Raw genomic sequence first — 21231 nt, 5'->3', positions numbered from 1 at the left:
TCGAAAGCATGAGCGAAAGCCTCCCTTCTCTTTACCAAGTCGCCCAAGGGGCGCCGGGGCACGACCAATGCATCTGACAAGATTTACCGACTACTCATTGCGCGTTCTGATGTACCTTGCCGAATCCGGCAGCGAACGCACCACGATCGCCGAGATCGCCTCACGCTTCGAGGTCTCACGCAACCATCTGATGAAGGTGGTTCAGGAGCTCAGTCGCCTTGGCTATGTCTCCGCCGTCCGTGGCAAGCACGGGGGACTGTCGCTCAAGCAGGCGCCGGGCAGCATCCACCTCGGCGCCCTGGTCAGGGATACCGAACATAGCCTCGCCCTGGTGGAGTGCGAAGGGGACGACAGCGCCTGCTACATCGCGCCCATCTGCCGCTTCAAGCAGATCGCCAACGAAGGGTTGACCGCATTTCTGGAGGTCCTGGATCGCTACACCCTGGATGACCTGATGACGCCCCAGTGCCGCCAGCGCCTGCACACCCTCAAGCTGATCGAGCTCGAGCCGGAGCCTGAAGCCGAGCCCGCCTGACGCGCCGAGGCAAGACAGGGTAACGCCACGACAGCGTACTCCGAGAATGCTAGCCTCCTGACCTCTGAGTTCTCTCGGTCGTCAGGAGCCAGCATGCCGATTCCGCCATTGTTTTCACCTCGCCGCGCCCGCCTTCTTCGCCTGAGTGTCGCCGCCGCACTGGTCTCCGTACTCGGGCTGACAGGCGTCAGCAGCCAAGCCATGGCGGTGGATTTCGACACCTCGGCCCACCAGACCCACCAGAACTGGCAGACCTTGATCGCGACCCTCGGCGACGAGTCCCATGTGCGAGCGGTCCAAAGGACCAGCTACAGCGACGCCATGCTCAGCGTCAACGCCACGCCAGGGCATTGCCGCACGCCCTGGATCGAGGTCAGAAGCGACCTTGGCCAGCGCCAGGCCGTGAGCGAAGTGGTCAATCGCGTTCCCATCGACCTGCTGGTAGACGAGCAACGTGCCCAGACCGGCACGGCGGTGCTGTCCACCCAACGCGGTGACGACGGCCTCTACGTGCGCGTGAATGGCATCGACATGGACCTGCTGGCCTCGCGTCTCGCCACCGGTGAGCAGCTGCATCTGCGCCTGCGCATGACGCCCGATACCAGCGACTACTGGTTCATGAGCTTTTCACTGAATGGCGCCTTTACGGCATGGCAGCGGATGAAGACCCTGTGCAGGGCTTCCTGATCCGGCAGCAATTCCAGAGGCAATATAAAGGTGCGGGCGTCATGATCCCTGCGAGGGCTAGCGGCGCGCCTGCTTCGGGGGACCTTCTTCGGGGGACCTTCTTCGGGGACCTTCCCCGAATACCTGAACCGGGTCCCCTGAGGCCGCTCAGGCGGGCCGCTCCATCGCCTGCAAGGTATCTCCCAGACCATCTTGCCGCTGCCCATCGCGGCTCAACCAGCGCCGCGCGAAGTCATCACCGCTCAAAGGCCGTGACAGCAGATACCCCTGCCCAAGATCGCAACCCAGGGCACGCAGTGCCTCGAACTGCGCCGGCGTCTCGATGCCCTCCGCCACCACCGTCAGTCCCAGACGATCGGCCATGGCGATGATGGTGGCGACGATGGCGTGATCGTTGCTGTCGGTCAGCATGTCGCTGACGAAGGACATATCGATCTTGACCGCCTGTACGGAAAAGCGCTTGAGGTAGGCCAGCGAGGAATAGCCGGTCCCGAAATCGTCGATGGCCAGGGCGAATCCCTGCTGGCGCAGGGTGTCGGTGATGCGTATCGCCTGCTCGGGATCCTTCATGAAGCCGCTTTCGGTGATTTCCAGCCCCAGCAGCGAGGGGGAGACGCCAGCCCGGGCCGCGATCTCGCAAAGCTTGATTGCCAGCTCGGGGTCCTCGAACTGGGCCGCCGCCAGATTGACGTAGAGTCGCTCGGGAAGCCGGTCCAGCGATGCCTGCTGCCACTGCTTCAGCTGTCGGCAGGTCTGCTCCATGACCCAACTGCCGAGGGCCTCGATCATCCCCTGTTCCTCGGCCACGGCGACGAATTCCATCGGGCTTATCCATCCCAGTTCGGCGTCGTGCCAGCGACACAGTACCTCGGCGCCGATCAGGTCCCCGCTCTTGAGGTCGACGCAAGGTTGAAAGCGGAGCTCGAGACGTTTCGTGTCCAGCGCCTCACCCAGTCGAGAAGCAAGCACCAGTCGGCGCCGCAGATCACGTCCCATCTCAGGTGCGTAGAAGCGATAGCCGCTACGGCTTTCCTTGGCATGGTACATGGCGATGTCGGTGTGCTTGAGCAGTTCCCGGGAACTATCGCCATCGTCGGGGAAGAAGGCGACGCCGATGCTGACGTCGACGTTGAATCGATGCCCCTCATGCACCACTGGATCATTCAAGGCGCTGAGCAGACGCCCCACGACCTGGGCGGCTCCGATCTCGTCGGTCTGCTCCACCATGACGACGAACTCATCGCCCCCCATCCGCGCCAGGCTTTCCAGCCTGCCAAGGCAACCGCTGAAGCGAGCGGCCACCTCCTTGAGCACTTGATCACCGACGTCGTGGCCCTGACCGTCGTTGATCTCCTTGAAGCGGTTGAGGTCGAGGAACATCAGTGCCACCCGATATTGCTCGGTGCGAGCCCGGACAATGGCCGCCTGCAGACGCTCCATGAAGTGGACCCGGTTGGGTAGACCGGTCCCGGGATCGAAGAAGGCCAGATGCCGTATATGGGCGTCGCTGCGGCGCCGTTCGAGCTCCGCCGAGGCGCCTGCGGCAAAGATCCGCAACAGATGACAGATGGGTTCAGGATCATGCAGCGGCTGGCGATACAGCGCAAACAGGATACCGACGGCGTCGCCGTTGGCGTCTTCCAGGCGTCGGCCGACGTAGGCTTCCACAGCGAAGCCGACCATCTCCTCGGCGCGGGGATAGCGTTGGCTCATGCCTCGAGCAATCACATGCTCGCTGTCGCGAAAGGACCTCTCGCAGGGCAGCCCTTCGAAACTGTAGTGAAAGGGCTCCACCGGCTGGCCCGATACCAGGCCGGCGATCAGCGTCGCCTGCAACGGGACGCTTTCCTCGACGCGTGACACGAACACGGCGTCCGCGCCGAGGGCGTCGGTCAGACGTCGCACCAGCAGGGTAAAGAAGGCGTCGTCGCTGCGCGCCGTCACCAGTTCGGCCATGTCCAGCACCGCCTGCTGGGTGTTCTGCTGGTGCTGGTGGGCACGCATGGCCTGCAAGCCAAACGACAGGTTGTCCGCAAGCTCCCTCAGCAGCGCCAGTTCGTCGGCGCCAGCGTGGTAGGGCTGATCCATCAACAGCACCAGCACGCCCCGTCGCTCGCTTCCCAGACTCAGCGGTAAGGCCACCTCCGCCACGACCCCGAATCGCTCGGCCCAAGGCGGAGGCGCTACCGTACCTGTCGTATAGTCGGCTACCCGTTGCTCCTTGCCTTCATGCACCGCTTGCCCGCTGGGACCCAGGCCCTCAGGCGTGGTCACATCCCAGCTGAAACGCGCGTGACGCAACAAATCATCGGCGCCACCGGCGCTGACCAGCGGCAGGATGCTGCGCTCGGGGTCGTCCTGGGCCAGCCCCGCCCAGGCGTAGCGGTAGCCGCCCTGCTCCACCGCCAGCCGACAGGCCTCCTGGAAGATTGCCATCTCGTCGGAGAGCCGAATCACCGCACGGTTGACCAGTCGCAGCAGGGTCAAGGCGCGGTGGGCGCGCTTGAGCTGTCGGTTGGTCGTGTCCAGTTGGGTGGCGGTCTTCTCCAGCGCCTGCTCGGTGCGCCGATTGGACAGTTCGGCCCCGCAGCGCGCCGCGGCAATTCTCAGCACCTCCTCGACCAGGCGACGCTGGTGCAGTCGATGGCGGTGCAAGGCAACCAGAACACCATGCAACTCACCTTCGGGCCCTCGCATCGCCACACCGGCATAGGCTTCTGCACCAAAATCTCGCAGCAGGACGTCGTCCGGAAAGGCACTGCAGACGTTCTCCGGATAGATGCAGGCTCCGCCGTCCAGGGCATCGCGACAGGGGGTGCCGGCAGTCTCGTACTCGACGTCTGGCTGATGCTTGCCATCTGCCATCAGCACCATGGACCGCAGGCGTGAGCCGTCCGCGACAGGGGTCGCTATCATCATGGCGTCAGCGTTGAGGATTACCGCCAGCCGATCGACCAGATGCATGAAGAAGTCATCACCGATATCCCGCGACAGGCTGTCGGCTAGGCTTTGAAAGGCTCTGCGGGCATCCATCTTCATAGGCCGGGCGACGATCCACTGAACAAGGTAATCAATGGTATCGAGGATAGCTTAACTTCGGGGCACCCCGCCGCCTCGCCCTGGCATTCTGTGCCGTTTCCCCCAGGACCAGACATCATCCGGCACCAGAAAACGGCGACATCTCCAAGACAACTGTCCCAGAAAACAGAACGTTAGCACTAAGCCGCAAGCATCAACGGTTCATGCCGGCAATCGCACAGATTCGTACAGCCTTCCGTCGTACGAGCCTAAAGCACTCGGCTTCTCAACCATCCGGTCAACACCTCTCCCAGCAACACCAGAATGACGATGCCACAGAGAATGGTGGCCACCGTCGGCCAGGCAAAGGTGTCGATGGCCCCCTGGAGGATAACGCCGATACCGCCGGCCCCGACCAGCCCCAGCACGGTGGACTCGCGAATATTGATGTCCCAGCGCAGGATGATCACGGCAAAGAAGGCCGGAACGACCTGAGGCACCACCGCGTAGAGGATGACCTTGGGCCGACTGGCGCCCACCGCTTCCATCGCTTCGACCGGCCGTCGGTCGATTTCCTCGATGGCCTCGCCCATCAGCTTGCCGACGAAACCGATGGAGCGACACATGATCGCGAGGATGCCCGCCAGCACGCCGGGGCCGAAGATCGCCACGAACAGCAGCGCCCAGATGATGGTATTGACCGAACGACTGGCCACCAGCACGAAACGGGCAAACCACAGGCAGGCACGATTGGGCGTGGTGTTCTGGGCCGCCAGGTAGGCGACGGGCAGGGCCACAAAGATCGTCGAGAACGTGGCCAGGGTGGCGATATGGACGGTCTCGACCAATGCCTCGACGATCTCGCCGAGGCGCCGCGGGTCGGGTGGCCACATGCGGTCGGCCAGGCTGTAGATCTGGGCAGGCGCATCCCACACCCAGGGCCAGAAGATATCGACATCCCTGGCCGCCCAGCTCAACACCGCCACGACCAGCAACAGCAGCACGAAGCGCGTCCAGCGCTCCCGTCGGCTGTAGCGCTGCCATACCCGTTGTTCTGTCGGCGTCGCTACCATAGTCGTCTCCTGACCCAGCCACTGATGCCCTCACTGACCAGAATCACCGCGATGATCACCAGCAGGATGGCGAAGGCAAAGTCATAGTCGTAGCGCCCGAAGGCGTTCATCAGGGTGCCACCGATACCACCGGCGCCGACGATACCGACCACCGCCGAGGCGCGCAGATTGCTGTCCAGCTGATACATGGAAAGCCCCAGCTGGCGTGGCAGGATCTGGGGGAAGACGGCGTACAGCAACGTGGACATGAACCCTGCACCGACCGACCTCATGGCCTCCACCTGCCCCCAGTCGATCTCCTCGATCTCTTCGGCCAGCAGTTTTCCGACAAAGCCGATGGAATAAAGCGTCAGGGTCAGGATCCCGGCCAGGGGTCCGAACCCCACCGCCTTGACGAACAGAATCGCCACGATGACCGGGTGAAAACTGCGCGACACGATGATCACCGCTCGCCCCACCAGATAGACCGGACGCGGGGCGATATTGCGCGCCGCCATCACCGCAAAGGGGATCGACAGTGCCACCCCCAGCAGAGTCGCCAGCAGGGCAATCTGGAAGCTTTCCTTGAAGCCGGTCAGCAGCAGTTCGAAGCGCTCGAAGCTGGGCGGAAAGCCGCCGCCGAAGATGCGCGCGGCCCGCGGCAGCCCATCGCTGATCCGCTCCCAGTCGAACGGCAGGGTGGCCAGAGCCCAGCCCAGGTAACCCAACACGCCCAGCGCCAGCAGCAGGCGCACCACAGGACTGGCGATAAAGGGCGGCTTGCGCCAGGTCCGAGCCTTGTCGTTGACCATCAGCGTTCCCCTTCCGCGACGGTCGATGCGGAGGTCTCGTCCGGGGCCTCGATGCCACCGTAGATCTCCTCCAGCGCTGCGGCATCAAAGCGCTCCGGCGTGCCATCGAAGATCATGCGACCGTGGCGCAAGCCGACGATACGCTCGGTGTAGGCCCTGGCCTGGGCCACATTGTGAATGTTGATCAGCACCGGCAATGACAGCTCGCTGGCCAGGGCTCTCATCAGCTTCATGATCTGCTCGCTGGTGACGGGGTCCAGCGAGGCGGTCGGCTCGTCGGCCAGCAGAATGTCCGGCTCCTGCATCAAGGCTCGGACGACCCCGACGCGCTGGCGTTCGCCGCCGGACAGTTCGTCCGCGCGCTTGTTGGCGTACTGGGCGATGCCCACTCGCTCCATCAGGTGGAAGGCGCGTTCGATATCCTCCGGCGGGAAGCGCCGCCGCCATGCCTGAAAGAAGCCGACGTAGCCAAGCCGACCGGCCAGCACGTTCTCCATCACCGTCAATCGGTCGATCAGGTTGAAGCCCTGGAAGACCATGCCGATGCGCCGCCTGGCCTGGCGCAGTGGTGCGCCCTTGAGGCTGGACAACTCCTGGCCATTGAGCCTGATCGACCCCGAGGTGGGTTCGATCAGCCGATTGATGCAGCGGAGCAAGGTGCTCTTGCCCGCCCCGGACGCCCCCACGATGGACACCACGGAGTTGCCTTCCACGCGAAGATCCAGCCCCTTGAGCACGGGGTCATCGTGGCCATAGCGCTTGACCAGCTGGCTAATCTCGAGCATTGCACATCCTCGTTCCCCGGGAAGGCCGAGCGCCGTGCGCCGGCCCTCCTGTCCCTGGGATACCCTGTCGTCACTCCAGATTGTCGGCGGTGTAGCTGACGCCGTTCGAGGCCTGGATGGTGCGAATGACCTCCCACTGGTCCTGGTAGGTGATCGGGATGAACTTCTCGACGCCTTCGAATTCCTCACCCAGCGCGGTACCGGCGAAATCGAAGCTGAAGAAGGCTTCCTCGATGCGCTCGACCAGATCCGGCGCCAGGTCATGGGCGTAGGTATAGGAGGTGGTGGGGAAGGGCTGGGACTCGAAGATCATGCGCACGCTGTCTTCGTCATACAGCCCCCGTGCGGCCATGCGCTCCACCACCTCGGACGCCACCGGTGCAGCGTCGTAGTCACCCGCTACCACTCCCAGCATCGACTGGTCGTGACTGCCGGAATACACCACCTCGTAGTCCTCGTCCGGCACCACGCCTTCCTCGGGGAACAGCGCACGCGGCGCCTGATTGCCCGAGTTCGAGGTGGGTGAGGTGTGGGCGACCCGCTTGCCGGCCAGGTCGGACAGCGACTGGATATCCGAATCGGCCTGGGTGTAGACCTGCAGGGTATAGCCGAAGCGTCCGTCGTCGGAGCCCATCAAGGCAAAGGGAACGGCGCCGGCCAGGTTGACGGCGAAGGGCGTGGGGCCGGTGGAAAAACCTGCAATATGCAAACGCCCGCTGCGCATGGCCTCGACCTGGGCCGAGTTCGACTGGACCGCGAAGAAACGAACGTCCTTGCCCGTCACCTCCCGGAGGTGATCGATGAAGGGCTCCCAGATATCGGCATAGATGGCGGGGTCTTCCACCGGGGTGTAGGCGAAGATGAGGGTGTCGGGGTCGACCAGTTCGTCCTGATTGGCGGGCGGGTCGGCCACCAGATCGCCATTGCGGTCGCAGTAGAGCGCATCCAGATCACCTCGGGGGCAATCCTCCGCGACAGCGACGGATGCAACAGCGCCGAAAGTGAGCAGGAGACCTGCGTTGAGGACCTGACGTCCCCGGCTTGAGCGTTGTGTCATGGCGTGGCTCACCTATGCTGAGTCTTGTTATAGGGTGGGAATCGACCCCGGCCTCTCGCGCCGACATCGCGGGTCCCGGCGGCAGCGGACAGCCTGGCGGTCGACGACTGGCGACTTGGGGAAGGCTCTGTCAGATGGGCTGAAGGCTTCACTCGTTACGCTGAAGGCTCTGCCACATGGGCTGAAGACTTCCCGCGTTACGCTGAAGGCTCTATCACATGGGCTGAAGGCTCTGCCAAGTGCGAAGACGAGCGCCAGCGACGCAGCGATGTTCGAAAACAAACATCGTTGAGTTCAATCTAGGAGGTGACACTTTTATGTCAAACGTTGAGGCCAACGACTTTCCACGCTGCCGCAATCACTACCTGCTGATGCGCCACGGCCATAGCCAGGCCAATGCCATGGGCCTGATCGTTTCCTCCCCCGAGCAGGGACTCGAGGGCTACGGTCTTTCGCCCAAGGGGCAGGAACAGCTGCACGAACGGCTGACCGGCTGGCACCTGGCCGCGCCTGACCAGGTCTTCCATTCGGACTTTCTGCGCACCACCGAAACCGCAGCACTGGTCGGGCAACACTTCAACGTCACCCCACACCCTGAACCGCGCCTGCGAGAGCGCTTCTTCGGTGACTACGACCAGGGGCCGGACCCGGCCTACGCGGACGTCTGGGCAATGGATAGCGAGAATGCCGAACACCGCACCCACGGCGTCGAAAGCGTCGGCGACGTCTCCCGCCGACTCATCGACCTGATCATCTCGCTGGAACAGCGCTTCGATGATGCCACCATCCTGCTGGTCGGCCATGGTGACCCCCTGCAGATCCTGCTGACCGCAGCCAGCGGAAGTCCATTGAGCGAGCATCGAAGCCAACCACCGCTGGCACCGGCAGATGTCCGGCCGCTGATCTTCGCTCGCTGATCACCGCTCGCAGCCCCTCTCTTGCAGCCGCCCCTGTCAGGGCTGTGAACAACTCGGTGGAAAAGTTCTCCACCCGCTGTGGATAGGCTCTTGACAAGCCGCCGCTCCCCCCATGAACCGTGGCGCTGTGCCGCTACATGCCACCTGTAATGACTGTGGGCAAGTTTTCCATTTCCCCGGCTCGACGCTGCGAAGTTCGTCAGCCGGACTCGGCGGGGCACGTGCTATGTTCCTCGTAACCTCTGAAAGACCCATTCAACTAATGCTTGGCAAATGATCTTGAGCGGTGCTTGAGAACGATCATTCCCCATGCTCCTCATTGCCACAGGAGCCCACCCGTCCGCATGATGGCATCTTCATTTCTTTTCCTGAGTCGACGCCCGGCGTCTCTTGTGCATGGGGGCGAGGTCTGAACATGGGCCCGTTCAAGGCGCGTCAGTTTCTGCTGCTTCAGGGGCCATGCTCTCCCTTCTTCACGCAACTGGCTCGCACCCTTGCTGACCAGGGACACGGTGTTCATGTGCTCGACCTGTGTGGTGGAGACCTGCTCTATCGTTGGCGCCTCGGGGGCCAACGCTACCGTGGCGACGCCGCAGGCTTTGGCGAGCTGATCGATGATTTTCTCGGTCAACGGGGAATCTCCGACCTGGTGGTCTTCGGCGACCAGCGCCCTCTGCATCGGCTCGCTGTTCAGGCCGCAGAGCGTCAACGGCTGCGGGTCCATGTATTCGAGGAAGGCTACCTGCGTCCCCACTGGATCACCCTGGAGCCCCAAGGTGTCAACGGATGTTCCCGTTTTCCCAGGGACCCGGCCTGGGTCTTCGAGGCCGCCCATTGTCTTGGGCCGGCAGAGCCTCCCGTTCCTTGCATCAGTCCCTTCTTGACCCGTGCCACCCACGACGTGATCTACCATCTGGCAGGCGTCCTTAACCCTCTGCTGTTCCCGGGCTATCGCGGCCACGCCCCGGTCAGCGCTCCCCGGGAGTACGCCGCCTATGCGCAGCAACTGACGCGCAAACGCCTGCTGGCTGGCCTTGAAGCTAACCGCATCATGGCATTTCTTTCGGCGCCAGCGCCCTACTTCGTGTTGTTGCTGCAACTGGACAGCGACGCCCAGATCCGCTGCCACTCGCCCTTTCCCGACATGGCCCGGGTACTCGAAGAAACCATGACGTCCTTTGCTCGCGACGCGCCGGCCCGGACACGTCTGTTGATCAAGAACCACCCTCTCGACCCCGGCCTCAGCGCACACCATCGTCGCGCTCGCCGACTGGCACGAGAGTTGGGTATCGACCGGCGGGTACTGTTCATCGAGGGCGGTGACCTCAATCACCTCCTGCCGGGCGCCACTGGCGCCATCACCGTCAACAGTACTTCCGGTTTCGTGGCCCTGGAGCACGGCTGTCCGTTGCTGACCCTGGGCGAAGCCATTTACACCATGCCCGGACTGGCGACAGGCCGGCAACGGGTCCCCGCGGGCTTCTGGCACGATCCACCGGCACCGAACGCCGCCCTGTATCAGGCGCTCAGGACCACCCTGCTGCGAACCGTTCAGCTCAACGGCAGCTTCTACTGCCGCCTCGGTATTCGTCTCGGTGTGCACCACAGCGCCAGGCGACTCGTCGCCGAACGCTCTCCCCTGGAGGAGTTACTGTCATGCCTGCCCGCCGCCGCCTGACCCTTGTTTTCCCCGTGCCAGATACGGCTTTGGCGGTTTCAGGGGCCGACTCGCGGCACGTCGTAGCTGCTCGGCTCGCTGGCCCGCTTCTTTCTGACCGCCGATGCTGACGTGGATCGCGTCCCGAGACCTGGCGTTCATCCTGTGCGTACTGGGACTCCCCCTCGGCACGGGACTAAGCCTCGCCATGGACGCCATAGGCTGTCGAGGCTTGGGCAACTGGCGCGACCGCCCTCCGGCCCCCTGGCTGGTCCATGCGGGCACCTGGGGGCTGTGCTACGTACTAGCCGTAGCGGTGCTGCAACGAGGTGCGCTGGCCCTGGCCACGGTGCTTACCCTGCAATGGGTGGTGCAGCGCAGCCATCAGGCGAAGTGGCAGAGCCTGAAGGAGCCCTTCCTGGTGCAGGACTTCGAGTACTTCCTCGATGCCATCCGACATCCAAGGCTCTACCTGCCGTTCTTCGGTATCGGCCTGGCCCTGGGTGCCAGCCTCGCCGCCCTGATGGCGGTGTCGGTCTTCGTCTTCCTCGAACCCTGGCTGCTGGATCAGCTCTCCCTATCCTCCATGGCGCTGCTGCTGGGCGGCCTGGCACTGGGGCCAGCCACTGCTCTGGGGCTTGGCCTGCGGCGACTCCCGGCGGCCTCCCTGGTTCCGTGCCAAGACCACCACCACTTGGGACTGTGGAGCTGCTTCTGGGCCTACGCCCGCTTCCCCGATACCCCCATCGACACCACCCAGGCTCCAGCGCTCCTGCGCCAACCGCCATCACCAGTCTCCCAGGACTCACTGCCACACCTGGTGATTGTCCAGGGCGAGTCGTTCTTCGATCCACGCCCCTGGTACGACCAGATACCCCTGGATGTGCTCGCCCACTGGGATCGCCTGAACGAGCAGTCCATCACCCACGGCTACCTCAAGGTGCCGGCCTGGGGCGCCAACACCATACGCAGCGAAACGGCCTTTCTGTGCGGGCTGGACGAGGATGCTCTGGGCATGCATCGCTTCAATCCCTATCGTCAGCTGTCCCGCCAGCCGGTTCCCAGTCTGGCCAGTGCCTGCGCTCACCTGGGTTACCGCACACTGGTGCTGCACCCCTACCCCGGCGACTTCTACCAGCGCGACCAGGTCATGCCTCGGCTGGGATTTCAGGCATTCGAGGACATCGAAAGCTTCAGGCATTGCCGTCGAGATGGCCCCTTCATCGCCGACGTCGAGCTCGCCAGGCGGGTCACACAAGCCCTGGATGATCCAGACCCGCGCCCACTGATGGTGTTCGTGATCACCATGGAAAGCCACGGCCCCTTTCTGCTGGAGCCAGCGCCCGATCCACTGCGCTGGCTCGCTGCCGACGCCTCGCGCCCCATGGCCGTGACCCACGAACTCGATATCTATCTCCATCACCTGGCCAATACCGACGCCATGCTCGGCGCCCTGGCGGCGACCCTCACCAGGCAATCGCGCCCGGGCCTGTTGTGCGCCTATGGCGACCACGTCCCTATCCTGTCTCCCAGCTATCGCTGGCACGGAGAGCCCGATGGAACAACGCCTTTCATGATCTGGAGCAACCGACCCCAGACCACACGACGGCCGGAGCCACCGTCCGACCTGTCGCAACTGGCCGAAGCACTGCTCCACACCATCGGGTGCCAGACCACGACCGTCGCCACAGGCTCCCTCGGGCGCTCCCTCCACCGCCATTGCAAGGAACCGCTATGACCAGGCGCGTCGCCATCATCGGAAACGCTACCCGCTTTCCTGGAGTCCCCGGAGAAACCCTGTGGCAGAGCCTGCTGGCGGGTCGGGATCTGGTCACAGAGGTGCATGCATCGCGCTGGGACTGGCGCCGGTTCTATCATCCCGACCGTCGTTCGCCCGGTACCAGCGTGACCTTCGCCGCCGGATCACTCGGCGACATCGGCGGCTTCGACGCCGACTTCTTCGGAATTTCTCCCAGGGAAGCGGCGACCATGGATCCCCAGCAGCGCCTGCTGCTGGAGCTGACCTGGGAAGCGCTCGAGCACGCGGGCGTCCCCCCCTCGCGCCTGCGCGGTAGCCGCTGCGGGGTCTATATCGGCATCTCCAGTCCTGACTTCGCCTATCGGCATACCGCCGACCTGGCCTCTCTGGGCAATCTGTTCGCCACCGGCAACACCTTCAGCATCGCCGCCAATCGATTGTCTTACGTGTTCGATCTCAAGGGACCCAGCATGGCCATCGACACGGCCTGCTCGTCTTCCCTGGTAGCCTTTCATCAGGCCTGTCAGGCCATTCGCGCCGGTGAATGCGACACCGCCCTGACCGGCGGCGTCAGCCTGCACCTGCATCCCTTCGGCTTCGTCGCCTTCTCCAAGGCCGGCATGCTGTCGCCGCGAGGCCGTTGTCGCGTGTTCAGCGAAGACGCGGACGGCTACGTGCGCTCGGAAGGGGCCGGCATCTTCGTGCTCAAGGCGCTCGATCAGGCGCTCGCGGACGGCGACCCCATCCTCGCCGAAGTCGCCGCCAGCGGCACCAATACCGACGGACACAAGTCAGGACTCACGGTACCCAGCGCTCAGGCTCAGGCCCAACTGTTGACCGAGGTCTACGCCCGGGCGGGGATCGATCCCGACGGACTGGACTACCTGGAAGCCCATGGGACCGGCACCGCCGTCGGAGATCCCATCGAAGTCACCGCCATCGGCCAGGCCCTTGGGCGACATCGTCACCACCCATTGCCGATCGGCTCGGTCAAGAGCAACATCGGCCACCTGGAGACAGCGGCCGGCATCGCCGGACTCTACAAGGCGCTGGGTTGCCTGACCCAGCGCTTCGTCCCCGCCACCATCGGTGTCGATCGCCTCAATCCTGAGCTGCACCTCGACGAGGCCAATGTGGACGTGGTGCTGACACCGCGGACGCTCCCCGAAAGCGGCCCCTTAACCGTCGGTATCAACAGCTTCGGTTTCGGGGGGGCCAACGCCCACGTAGTGCTGACCACGCCGCCGCCACCGTCACTGGTGCGATCGCGACCGACGCCACGAGTCTCTTTCGAGCAGCCGCTACCGCTGCTTGTCTCGGCCCACGACGAGGAAGCGCTGGCTGCACTGGCAAGGCGGCTAAGCGACCACCTCGAAACGCACCAGCCAGCCCTCGATGCCCTGACCTGGACCCTGGTTCACCACCGCGAGCGCCTTGACGAACAGGCGCTGACCCTGGTGCGGGACCATGACGAGGCCAAGGCGGCCCTGGACTCGCTGAAGGACACGACGACCGCTCCCCACAGCAGCGCCCCCAGGGTGTGGCGCCAGCGACGCCTGGATGCGCCCCAGGGGCCGGTATTCGTCTACACCGGCAATGGGTGCCAATGGTTTGGCATGGGGCGTGACCTGCTCTCGACCAGTCCCACCTTCGCCGATACCGTCGCGCGGGTGGATGAGCACTTCCTGCCCATCGCCGGCTTCTCGTTGCTCGAGGTACTGGCCAGCAGCGATGATCCGGCCCTGCTCGAAGACACCGTGGTGGCCCAACCGGCGCTATTTGCGATTCAGGTCGGGATCACCGCCTGGCTTGACGAGGCGGGGATCACGCCCACCGCGGTGGTCGGTCACAGCGTCGGTGAGGTCGCGGCGGGCTGGGCCTGCGGCGCACTATCACTGGCTGAGGCGGTGACCGTGATTGCCCACCGCAGCCGCCTGCAGGGCAAGATCCGTCATCAGGGAGGCATGACCGCGGTGTCCTGCTCCGCTGACACCATCGCCACCTGGCTCGCACAGCCACGCTTCGCCGAGATTTCCCTGGCCGGGGACAACAGCGAAGGGAATGTCACGCTGGCGGGACCGTTGCCGGCGCTGGCCGAACTGGAAGACGCCTTGCGGGCCGCGGGCCATCGATACCTTCGCCTGGCGTTGGACTACCCATTCCACAGCCCACTGCTGGATGGCTTGAAGACCCCGCTGCTCGAGGCGCTTGCCGATCTGGACGGATCAATTCCACGCTTGCCGATGATCTCCACCGTCGAGGGTGGCGAGACCCACCGCCCCCTCGGCGCTGACTACTGGTGGCAAAACCTGCGGGCGCCTGTGCGCTTTCGCCAGGCCATCGAGTCGCTGATCGATCGCGGTGACTCGGTGCTGGTGGAAATCGGCGCCCATCCATTGTTGAAGCGATACATCGAGGAGCAGTGTCGCCTGCGGGGGCATCAGGTCCTGCATATCGCTACCCTGACACGCCAGGGCCGGGCCCTGGACGAACTCACCGAAGCACGGGCGCGTCTGTGGCTCAGTGGAGCCCTGGATGGCTTTTCCCCCTGGTTCGAACGGCCCCTTGCCCCCATCGAACTCCCCGCCTACCCCTGGCAACGTCGCCACCACTGGACCCGCCCGAGTGGCCTGGGCCGCAACCCGCTGGAGCAGCGTGACGAACATCCCCTGCTGGGGGCTCGCCAGGCCCCGGACGAGTCGACGTGGATCCAGCGTCTGAGTGTTGCCACGCAGCCCGCTCTCGCGGACCACCGGGTCGGGGAGACACCGGTGCTGGCCGCAGCGGCGCACGTCGAGATGGTACTGGCTGCCGCCATCACTTCGTCGCCAGACACCACCTTCGAAATCAACGACCTGGAGATCCTGGCGCCGCTGGTACTGGACGCCTCTGTGGGCAAGCTGGCGCGGCTCACCCTGGCCGATCAGGGGCGTGTTCAGTTGACGGTACGCGACCTCAACCCGGCAGCCGCCTGGCAGTTACACCTCAGCGCCCGCCTGGCCCCTGCCTGCCAGGGCAGTCTGCTGCGTTCGGCCCCTCCGCTTGAGCCGGCCAGTGAGGAGCACCTGGATGGCGAGACCTGGCTGGATAAAAAGGCCTGCATAAACAGCGACGCCCACCTGGCGCTCGCCAGGTCGATGGGGCTCGACTACCGCGGCGAGTACCGTAGCCTGGGCCGGATCTGGTGCCAGGACGATGAAGCCATCGGCGAGTTCACCGTCAGTGAAGACACTCCTTGCTGGTGGTTGCCACCCGGTCTGCTCGATGGCGCCCTGCAACTGTGCCTGCCACTGATGAACAACGCTCAGACGCCGCCGACGCAGGGCTACCTGCCCGTGCGCCTGTCGCGCATGCAGTTCGACAAGGACGGCGGTCGACCGACCCACGCCCGCGCCGTCATTACGCGACGCTCACCACACTCCTTCACCGCCGACCTTTGGCTGTACCGCAAGCATCGTTGCGTTGCTGCCCTCGAGGAGGTCCGCTTCGCGACAACGCCACTAGCCCTGCCAACCTCCTCGTCCACCGAGTGGCTGACCACCCGCCTGACCCCGGCGCCACTGGTACCTACCCCCTTGGGCGAAGAAGGCAGGCGACTGGCCAATGCCCTTGCCGGCATCATGTCAGGCCCAGTGGGGCGCGACCTGGAGGAGCTCAGCCTGCTGTTCGAGCGTCTCAACGTTGCCTGGCTCGAGGAGGCCTTCGTCGCCGCTCGGCCCGATATCGAAGGCGACGGCCTCGGCAATAATGAACTCTACCGTCGACTTCTGGCTCAGTACCCGACAGACGCGACAGTGACCTCCTCGGAGGTGCAAGCGTCTCCTGCGGCGGTCGATATCTGGCGCCTGCTGCTGGCGGAGTACCCTCGGCAGTTCCCTCTGCTTGGCTCACTCGGGCGTTTTGGCCTGCATCTTCCCGGCCTGCTGGAGGGCTCGGTCGAGCACATCGAAGGGCTGACCCTCGACGCCGCTTCGCTGATCCCGGAAGCGTTGTGGCAGGCCCTGCACGACGAGGTTCTCGCCAGCGTTTCCCGGATCCTGTCGACGCTACCCTCGGCACAACGGCTGCATCTGGTCGAGGCGGGATGCGCGGCGCCTCGGTTGGGCGAGGCGTTGAGCCAGACACTGGACCCCGATCGCCTCATGGTGGACATCCTGCCCCCAGATGATGGCTCCAGCCAACGCACCCAACCGCTGATCGAAGCGTCCAACGGTGCCGCATCGCTGCCCCCCTTCCATACCGCCCCCGGCGCCCAGCTGGCCTGGGTGGTGAGCACACCGACGGATCTCGAGGTCAGCATCGAGGCAATCGACAAGGCCACGGCGCGCCTGGCACCGCACGGGCAACTGCTGATACTGGTCCTGCCCCCTACAGGGTGGTGGCGAGCGCTGGGCTCCCTGCGTCCTGACGCCAGACCGGCCACTGTCGAGGCGATCTGCCACCACCTGAGCCAGGCCGGGTTCAGCGTCGAGGCGCGTCCCCCGACAGAGGCCTCCCATCTTCCGACTCTGCTGAGTGCCGTGCCCTCGGCAAGCGCTCGCCCCACCACCGAGACCGGTTCGGACGAGCCTCTTGCACAGCGCGACGCAGCCACCTTGCTGGTGGTGGATGCTGCCAGTCGTGCTCTGGGTGAGCGGCTTGTACAACACATGCCCTCGGGTGCTACCCGCTGCGTGACATACAATGATCTCGAGTTGACGCTTGCCGCCCCGTCCTCGCTTGCGGAGGTCACCTCAGCGCGCGCCTCGAACGCGCAGCAAGCGCCGAGTGCCCGGAAAGTGGTCGCCCCGCAAGTTGTCGACCTGCGAGCCGCCGTACCGTCTCGGCAGACAGGCGGTGACCTCGAGACCCACCAGGCGGGCCTGGATGCCCTTGAGCGACTGGGTGACTGGGCAAGGACATTGGCGGATCGCCACGGGACGCTGGTCGTGGTGACTCGCGATGTCGCCGCGCTGTTCGGCGCTGATACCCCCGATATCGACCTGTACCAGGCTGGCTTGTGGGGGGGCTGTCGCTCCCTCGACAACGAACTGCCGAACACCCGCGTACGGCTGGTCGACCTGGCCTCGGGAGAAGCGGCGTTGGTGGCCTTGGCGCAGGATCTGCATCACGACGATGGCGAGGATGAGGTGGTCATCGACCACCACGGACATCGCCGGGCACTGCGCGTGCGTCCTGTCGCCGACACACCGCCAGCGCTCACACCACCCCCCACGCCAGACCGAGTAGCGTCCAGGGTGACCCTGGAAATCGCTCATCCCGGTCAGCTCTCGCGCCTGCAGTGGCGAGCCCACCCGGCACGGTCGACGCTCGCCAAGGACCAGGTCCGAGTAAGGGTCCTGGGCACGGGTCTGAACTTCCGTGACGTCATGTATGCTCTCGGCGTGCTCACCGATGAGGCGCTCGAGCAGGGCTTTTCCGGCGCCACCCTGGGGCTCGAGTTCTCCGGTATCGTCGAGGCGCTGGGCGAAGGGGTCACCCAGTTCGATATTGGTGACCCGGTGGTCGGGCTGGGGTCGGCCTGTTTCTCTAACCATCTGGTGGTCGAGGCCGACTCGCTGGCCAGGGTGCCGACAGGTCTCGACCCGGTGGCCGCTGCCGGGTTGCCCACGGCGTTTCTCACCGCCTGGTACAGCCTCGAGCATCTGGCTCGGCTATCGCCCGGGGAACGGGTGCTGATACACGGCGCTGCCGGCGGTGTCGGTCTGGCTGCCGTACAGTTGGCCCGGTGGCGAGGGGCTGAAGTGCTGGCCACCGCCAGCAGCCCGCACAAGCGTGATCTGCTGACACTGCTGGGTGCCGAGCGCTGCTACGACTCACGCAGCCTGGCCTTCGCCGAACAGATCCTCGCAGACACCGATGGCCAGGGTGTCGATGTGGTGCTCAACTCCCTGTCCGGCGACGCCATCCATCAGAACCTGCGTGTGCTGGCGCCTTTCGGGCGCTTTCTCGAGCTTGGCAAGCGAGACTTCTACCAGGATACCCCGATGGGGCTGCGCCCCTTCCGTCACAACCTGAGCTACTTCGGCATCGACTCCGATCAACTGCTGTCACATCGTCCCGCGCTCGCCCGCCAACTGTTCCGACAGGTCATGGACCGTTTTGCCGAGGGCGCCTTCAGCGCCCTGCCCTATACCACCTTCACGACCACCAGAGTGGTCGAGGCCTTCCGCCATATGCAGCAGGCGCGGCATATCGGCAAGATCATCGTGACGCACCCTTCAGCCGCTGCCAGTCCGTCTCCTGACACACTCCGCACAGGCTCAGCCTCCAAGACCACCATGCACCCGCATGGCGGTCCGAGAAACACCACCAATAGCTCTACCAATCCGGCTTGCATGGCGCTGGATACCGAAGGCTGTTACCTGGTGAGCGGTGGGTTGTCCGGCCTGGGCCTGGCCAGTGCAGAGCGACTGGTGAGGCGCGGCGCTCGCCATCTGCTGCTGCTGAGTCGCTCGGGCGTCAGCAGCCCGGAGGCCAGTGCCGCTATCGCCGCCATGGAAAGACAGGGCGTCACGGTAGAAGCGCCAGCGCTGGACGTCACCGATGAGCAGGCCCTGGCTGGACTGATCGAGGAATGCGGTTCCCGGCGCCCACCGCTGCGTGGCGTCATTCACGCCGCCGCCGTCATCGAAGACGGCCTCGCGCGACAGCTGACTCGCGAGCAGCTGGACGCGGTACTCGGCCCCAAGCTGTTGGGCGCCATCCTGCTGGACCGCCTGACTCGCCATCACGACCTGCAGCACTTTGTGCTCTACTCCTCGGCCACCACCCTGTTCGGAAGTCCCGGGCAGTCCGCCTATGTGGCGGCCAACCTTGGCCTGGAAGCGCTGGCCGTGCGGCGCCGTCAGGCGGGGAAACCCGCCACCTGCCTGAGCCTGGGCATCATCGAGGACACCGGCTTTCTGGCTCGTCACCAGACCAAGCGTCAGGCCCTGTCCCAGCGTATGGGGGGTGGGCAGCTGAGCGCAGAGCAGGCGCTGGACGCGCTGGAACGAGCACTCGCGGCAGGCGTCAGCAACGCCGCCGTCATCGGTGCCATCGACCATGGCTTCATCCAGCGGCGCTTTATCGAGTTGCGCCAGAACTCCGGTGAAGCGGACCGCCAGGCAAGTAGCAACGACGACCTCGATCTATCGGCGCTCGATGAATCGTCCCGCCGCAAGGCCGTCGAAGCCATCCTGCGTCGACAGTTGGCGAGCATCCTGATGCTGGACCCGGAACGCATCGACAGTGGGCGCAGGCTCTCCGAGTTCGGTTTCGATTCGCTGATGGCCGTCGAGCTAGTATCGGCCATCGAGACCCGGCTTGGCGTGAAGGTGTCCGCATTGGCCCTCGCCGACGCCGCGACCCTGCATCGCACCACCCTGTTGATCTGCGACCTGCTGGAAAGCCCCGAGCTCGATGCAACCGACGAACACGCTGCGCTGGCCTACAGCCACGCAGTCTCCCCTCCTGCTCCTGCACGGGAGGTGACATGAATCCTGATGACCGGAAGGCATTGAAAGACCGCCTGCTCAACCAGGCCAGGGCGATCGACAGCGCTCGTCATGCCCAGGCAACGCCCATCGACCGCGCTGTTTCAACCTCAGAGCACTACCCGCTGACCGAAACACTCGTCACAACCACCGACTTCCGCAGCCTCGAAGGCTATCGCCGCATCGCCATGATGAGGACGCTAGGAGACTCCCTCGGTATCACCAGCCCCTTCTTTCGCTGTCATCAGCGTAGGGCGGGGGCTACCAGCCGACTCGGCGATCAGGACGTCATCAACTTTGCAAACTACGACTATCTCGGCCTGGCCGGCGATCGACGTGTCCTGGACGCCACCCATCAGGCGATCGAGTACTACGGCACCTCGGTATCGGCCAGTCGCATTGTCGCCGGCGAACGCCCCTTTCACGGGGCCCTGGAGCGTGAGCTGGCACACTGCTACCAAAGTGATGATGCGCTCGCCTTCGTCAGCGGCCACGCTACCAATGTCTCCACCATCGCCATGCTGGTGGGCACCAGGGACCTGATCATCCACGACAGCCTGATCCACAACAGTGTGGTGGTGGGCGCCAGCGTATCCGGCGCCACTCGCATGAGTTTCCCCCACAACGATGCCCAAGCCCTGGATCGTCTGCTGTTCGACCATCGCGATCGCTTCGAGCGCGTACTGGTGGTAATCGAAGGCCACTACAGCATGGACGGTGACACCCCGGACCTGGCACGTTTCGTTGAGGTGAAGCGCAGGCACCACTGCTGGCTGATGGTGGATGAAGCCCACTCGCTTGGCGTGTTGGGGGCAACCGGGTTAGGTCTTCACCAGCATTGCCGAGTGGCTCCGGGAGATGTAGACATCTGGATGGGCACCCTGAGCAAATCCCTTGCCTCCTGCGGAGGCTATATCGCCGGGTGCCAAGCACTGGTGGATACGCTGCGCTACCTTGCGCCAGGGTTTCTCTACAGCGTCGGGCTGGCACCGCAACTGGCCGCACCAGCACGCCGCGCTCTGCAAGTGCTGCAGGAAGAGCCCTGGCGAACCGCCAGGCTGACGCAGAACGCTCGACGTCTGCTGGACGGTATCCAGTCCCTGGGGCTGAATACCGGCAGCAGCGAGGGACATGCCATCGTGCCACTTATTCTCGGCAGCTCCGCCAGGGCAGCCAAGCTGTCCCATGCGTTGCTGGCGGCGGGTATCAATGTGCAACCCATCCTGCACCCTGCAGTGCCAGAACGTAGCGCTCGGCTGCGCTTCTTTGTCAGCTGCGAGCACCAGCCGGACCAGATCGATCAGACCCTGTCGGCCCTGGGAGGGCTGATCAACTCAGATTGACGCTCCCCCACCTTGCAGGCAGCCCAGCCACAAAAACAGATAGCGAGCGGCGGCCACGGATGGGGAGAGGGAATAGGGATAGGGATAGGGATAGGTACCAAGCTTCAATGAAAGAACAGGAAGCAGGGCTA

The 21231-nt window shown here is 64.6% G+C and carries 12 protein-coding genes; 7 read left to right on the top strand and 5 right to left on the bottom strand.

Going from position 1 to position 21231, the window contains the following annotated elements; translation table 11 throughout:
- The first annotated feature begins 67 nt into the window (after nucleotides 1-67).
- Both KUV74_RS11340 and KUV74_RS11335 read left to right on the top strand, forming a co-directional pair.
- Nucleotides 68-535: an Rrf2 family transcriptional regulator gene (locus tag KUV74_RS11340; protein ID WP_045993543.1), complete on the top strand. Its 468-nt coding sequence runs from the start codon at nucleotides 68-70 to the stop codon at nucleotides 533-535.
- A 93-nt stretch (nucleotides 536-628) separates the two neighbouring features.
- Nucleotides 629-1222 (top strand): hypothetical protein, encoded by a 594-nt coding sequence (locus KUV74_RS11335; protein ID WP_222516346.1) that lies wholly within the window; start codon nucleotides 629-631, stop codon nucleotides 1220-1222.
- A gap of 147 nt (nucleotides 1223-1369) precedes the next feature.
- On the opposite strand, the gene KUV74_RS11330 is transcribed toward KUV74_RS11335, so the two are convergent.
- The 5 genes from KUV74_RS11330 to phnD all read right to left on the bottom strand — a co-directional run bounded on the left by KUV74_RS11330 (nucleotide 1370) and on the right by phnD (nucleotide 7946).
- Nucleotides 1370-4255: an EAL domain-containing protein gene (locus tag KUV74_RS11330; RefSeq protein WP_222516345.1), complete on the bottom strand. Its 2886-nt coding sequence runs from the start codon at nucleotides 4253-4255 to the stop codon at nucleotides 1370-1372.
- A gap of 254 nt (nucleotides 4256-4509) precedes the next feature.
- On the bottom strand, nucleotides 4510-5313 hold the full coding sequence (gene phnE / locus KUV74_RS11325) for a phosphonate ABC transporter, permease protein PhnE (RefSeq protein ID WP_045994838.1): 804 nt from the start codon (nucleotides 5311-5313) through the stop codon (nucleotides 4510-4512).
- Nucleotides 5307-6104 carry a phosphonate ABC transporter, permease protein PhnE gene (gene phnE / locus KUV74_RS11320; RefSeq protein WP_045994839.1) on the bottom strand — a complete coding sequence of 266 codons (798 nt, stop codon included), beginning with the start codon at nucleotides 6102-6104 and terminating at the stop codon, nucleotides 5307-5309. The genes phnE (KUV74_RS11325) and phnE (KUV74_RS11320) overlap by 7 nt, the downstream gene beginning before the upstream one ends.
- Complete coding sequence (phnC, locus tag KUV74_RS11315) at nucleotides 6104-6889, bottom strand: phosphonate ABC transporter ATP-binding protein (protein ID WP_045994840.1); 786 nt, start codon at nucleotides 6887-6889, stop codon at nucleotides 6104-6106. The genes phnE (KUV74_RS11320) and phnC overlap by 1 nt, the downstream gene beginning before the upstream one ends.
- Nucleotides 6890-6959: 70 nt before the next feature.
- On the bottom strand, nucleotides 6960-7946 hold the full coding sequence (phnD, locus tag KUV74_RS11310) for a phosphate/phosphite/phosphonate ABC transporter substrate-binding protein (RefSeq protein ID WP_083970649.1): 987 nt from the start codon (nucleotides 7944-7946) through the stop codon (nucleotides 6960-6962).
- Nucleotides 7947-8263: 317 nt separating this feature from the next.
- Here phnD and KUV74_RS11305 point away from each other — a divergent pair, with 317 nt between their 5' ends.
- The 5 genes from KUV74_RS11305 (at nucleotide 8264) to KUV74_RS11285 (ending at nucleotide 21100) form a co-directional block, all read left to right on the top strand.
- Nucleotides 8264-8863, top strand: a complete 600-nt coding sequence (locus KUV74_RS11305; RefSeq protein ID WP_231498578.1) for a histidine phosphatase family protein — start codon at nucleotides 8264-8266, stop codon at nucleotides 8861-8863.
- A 415-nt stretch (nucleotides 8864-9278) separates the two neighbouring features.
- The gene (locus KUV74_RS11300) at nucleotides 9279-10541 is read left to right on the top strand and encodes a capsule biosynthesis protein (RefSeq protein WP_222516344.1); all 1263 of its coding nucleotides are present in this window, start codon (nucleotides 9279-9281) and stop codon (nucleotides 10539-10541) included.
- A gap of 103 nt (nucleotides 10542-10644) precedes the next feature.
- Nucleotides 10645-12258: an LTA synthase family protein gene (locus KUV74_RS11295; protein ID WP_222516343.1), complete on the top strand. Its 1614-nt coding sequence runs from the start codon at nucleotides 10645-10647 to the stop codon at nucleotides 12256-12258.
- Nucleotides 12255-19760 (top strand): type I polyketide synthase, encoded by a 7506-nt coding sequence (locus KUV74_RS11290; protein WP_222516342.1) that lies wholly within the window; start codon nucleotides 12255-12257, stop codon nucleotides 19758-19760. The genes KUV74_RS11295 and KUV74_RS11290 overlap by 4 nt, the downstream gene beginning before the upstream one ends.
- The gene (locus KUV74_RS11285; protein ID WP_222516341.1) at nucleotides 19757-21100 is read left to right on the top strand and encodes an aminotransferase class I/II-fold pyridoxal phosphate-dependent enzyme; all 1344 of its coding nucleotides are present in this window, start codon (nucleotides 19757-19759) and stop codon (nucleotides 21098-21100) included. Before KUV74_RS11290 ends, KUV74_RS11285 begins: the two co-directional genes overlap by 4 nt.
- The last annotated feature ends 131 nt before the right edge of the window (nucleotides 21101-21231 follow it).

Source organism: Halomonas sp. DP1Y21-3 (genome assembly GCF_019801245.1).
In the GTDB taxonomy this organism is placed as follows: domain Bacteria; phylum Pseudomonadota; class Gammaproteobacteria; order Pseudomonadales; family Halomonadaceae; genus Halomonas; species Halomonas litopenaei.
This window is presented reverse-complemented; position numbering and strand designations above follow the sequence as displayed.

What these genes read in the sequence shown, in the direction of transcription:
- KUV74_RS11340 (WP_045993543.1), top strand. Translation starts at nt 68, where the DNA reads ATGCATCTGACAAGATTTACCGACTACTCATTGCGCGTTCTGATGTAC.
- KUV74_RS11335 (WP_222516346.1), top strand. Translation starts at nt 629, where the DNA reads ATGCCGATTCCGCCATTGTTTTCACCTCGCCGCGCCCGCCTTCTTCGC.
- KUV74_RS11330 (WP_222516345.1), bottom strand. Translation starts at nt 4,255, where the DNA reads ATGGATGCCCGCAGAGCCTTTCAAAGCCTAGCCGACAGCCTGTCGCGG.
- phnE (WP_045994838.1), bottom strand. Translation starts at nt 5,313, where the DNA reads ATGGTAGCGACGCCGACAGAACAACGGGTATGGCAGCGCTACAGCCGA.
- phnE (WP_045994839.1), bottom strand. Translation starts at nt 6,104, where the DNA reads ATGGTCAACGACAAGGCTCGGACCTGGCGCAAGCCGCCCTTTATCGCC.
- phnC (WP_045994840.1), bottom strand. Translation starts at nt 6,889, where the DNA reads ATGCTCGAGATTAGCCAGCTGGTCAAGCGCTATGGCCACGATGACCCC.
- phnD (WP_083970649.1), bottom strand. Translation starts at nt 7,946, where the DNA reads ATGACACAACGCTCAAGCCGGGGACGTCAGGTCCTCAACGCAGGTCTC.
- KUV74_RS11305 (WP_231498578.1), top strand. Translation starts at nt 8,264, where the DNA reads ATGTCAAACGTTGAGGCCAACGACTTTCCACGCTGCCGCAATCACTAC.
- KUV74_RS11300 (WP_222516344.1), top strand. Translation starts at nt 9,279, where the DNA reads ATGGGCCCGTTCAAGGCGCGTCAGTTTCTGCTGCTTCAGGGGCCATGC.
- KUV74_RS11295 (WP_222516343.1), top strand. Translation starts at nt 10,645, where the DNA reads ATGCTGACGTGGATCGCGTCCCGAGACCTGGCGTTCATCCTGTGCGTA.
- KUV74_RS11290 (WP_222516342.1), top strand. Translation starts at nt 12,255, where the DNA reads ATGACCAGGCGCGTCGCCATCATCGGAAACGCTACCCGCTTTCCTGGA.
- KUV74_RS11285 (WP_222516341.1), top strand. Translation starts at nt 19,757, where the DNA reads ATGAATCCTGATGACCGGAAGGCATTGAAAGACCGCCTGCTCAACCAG.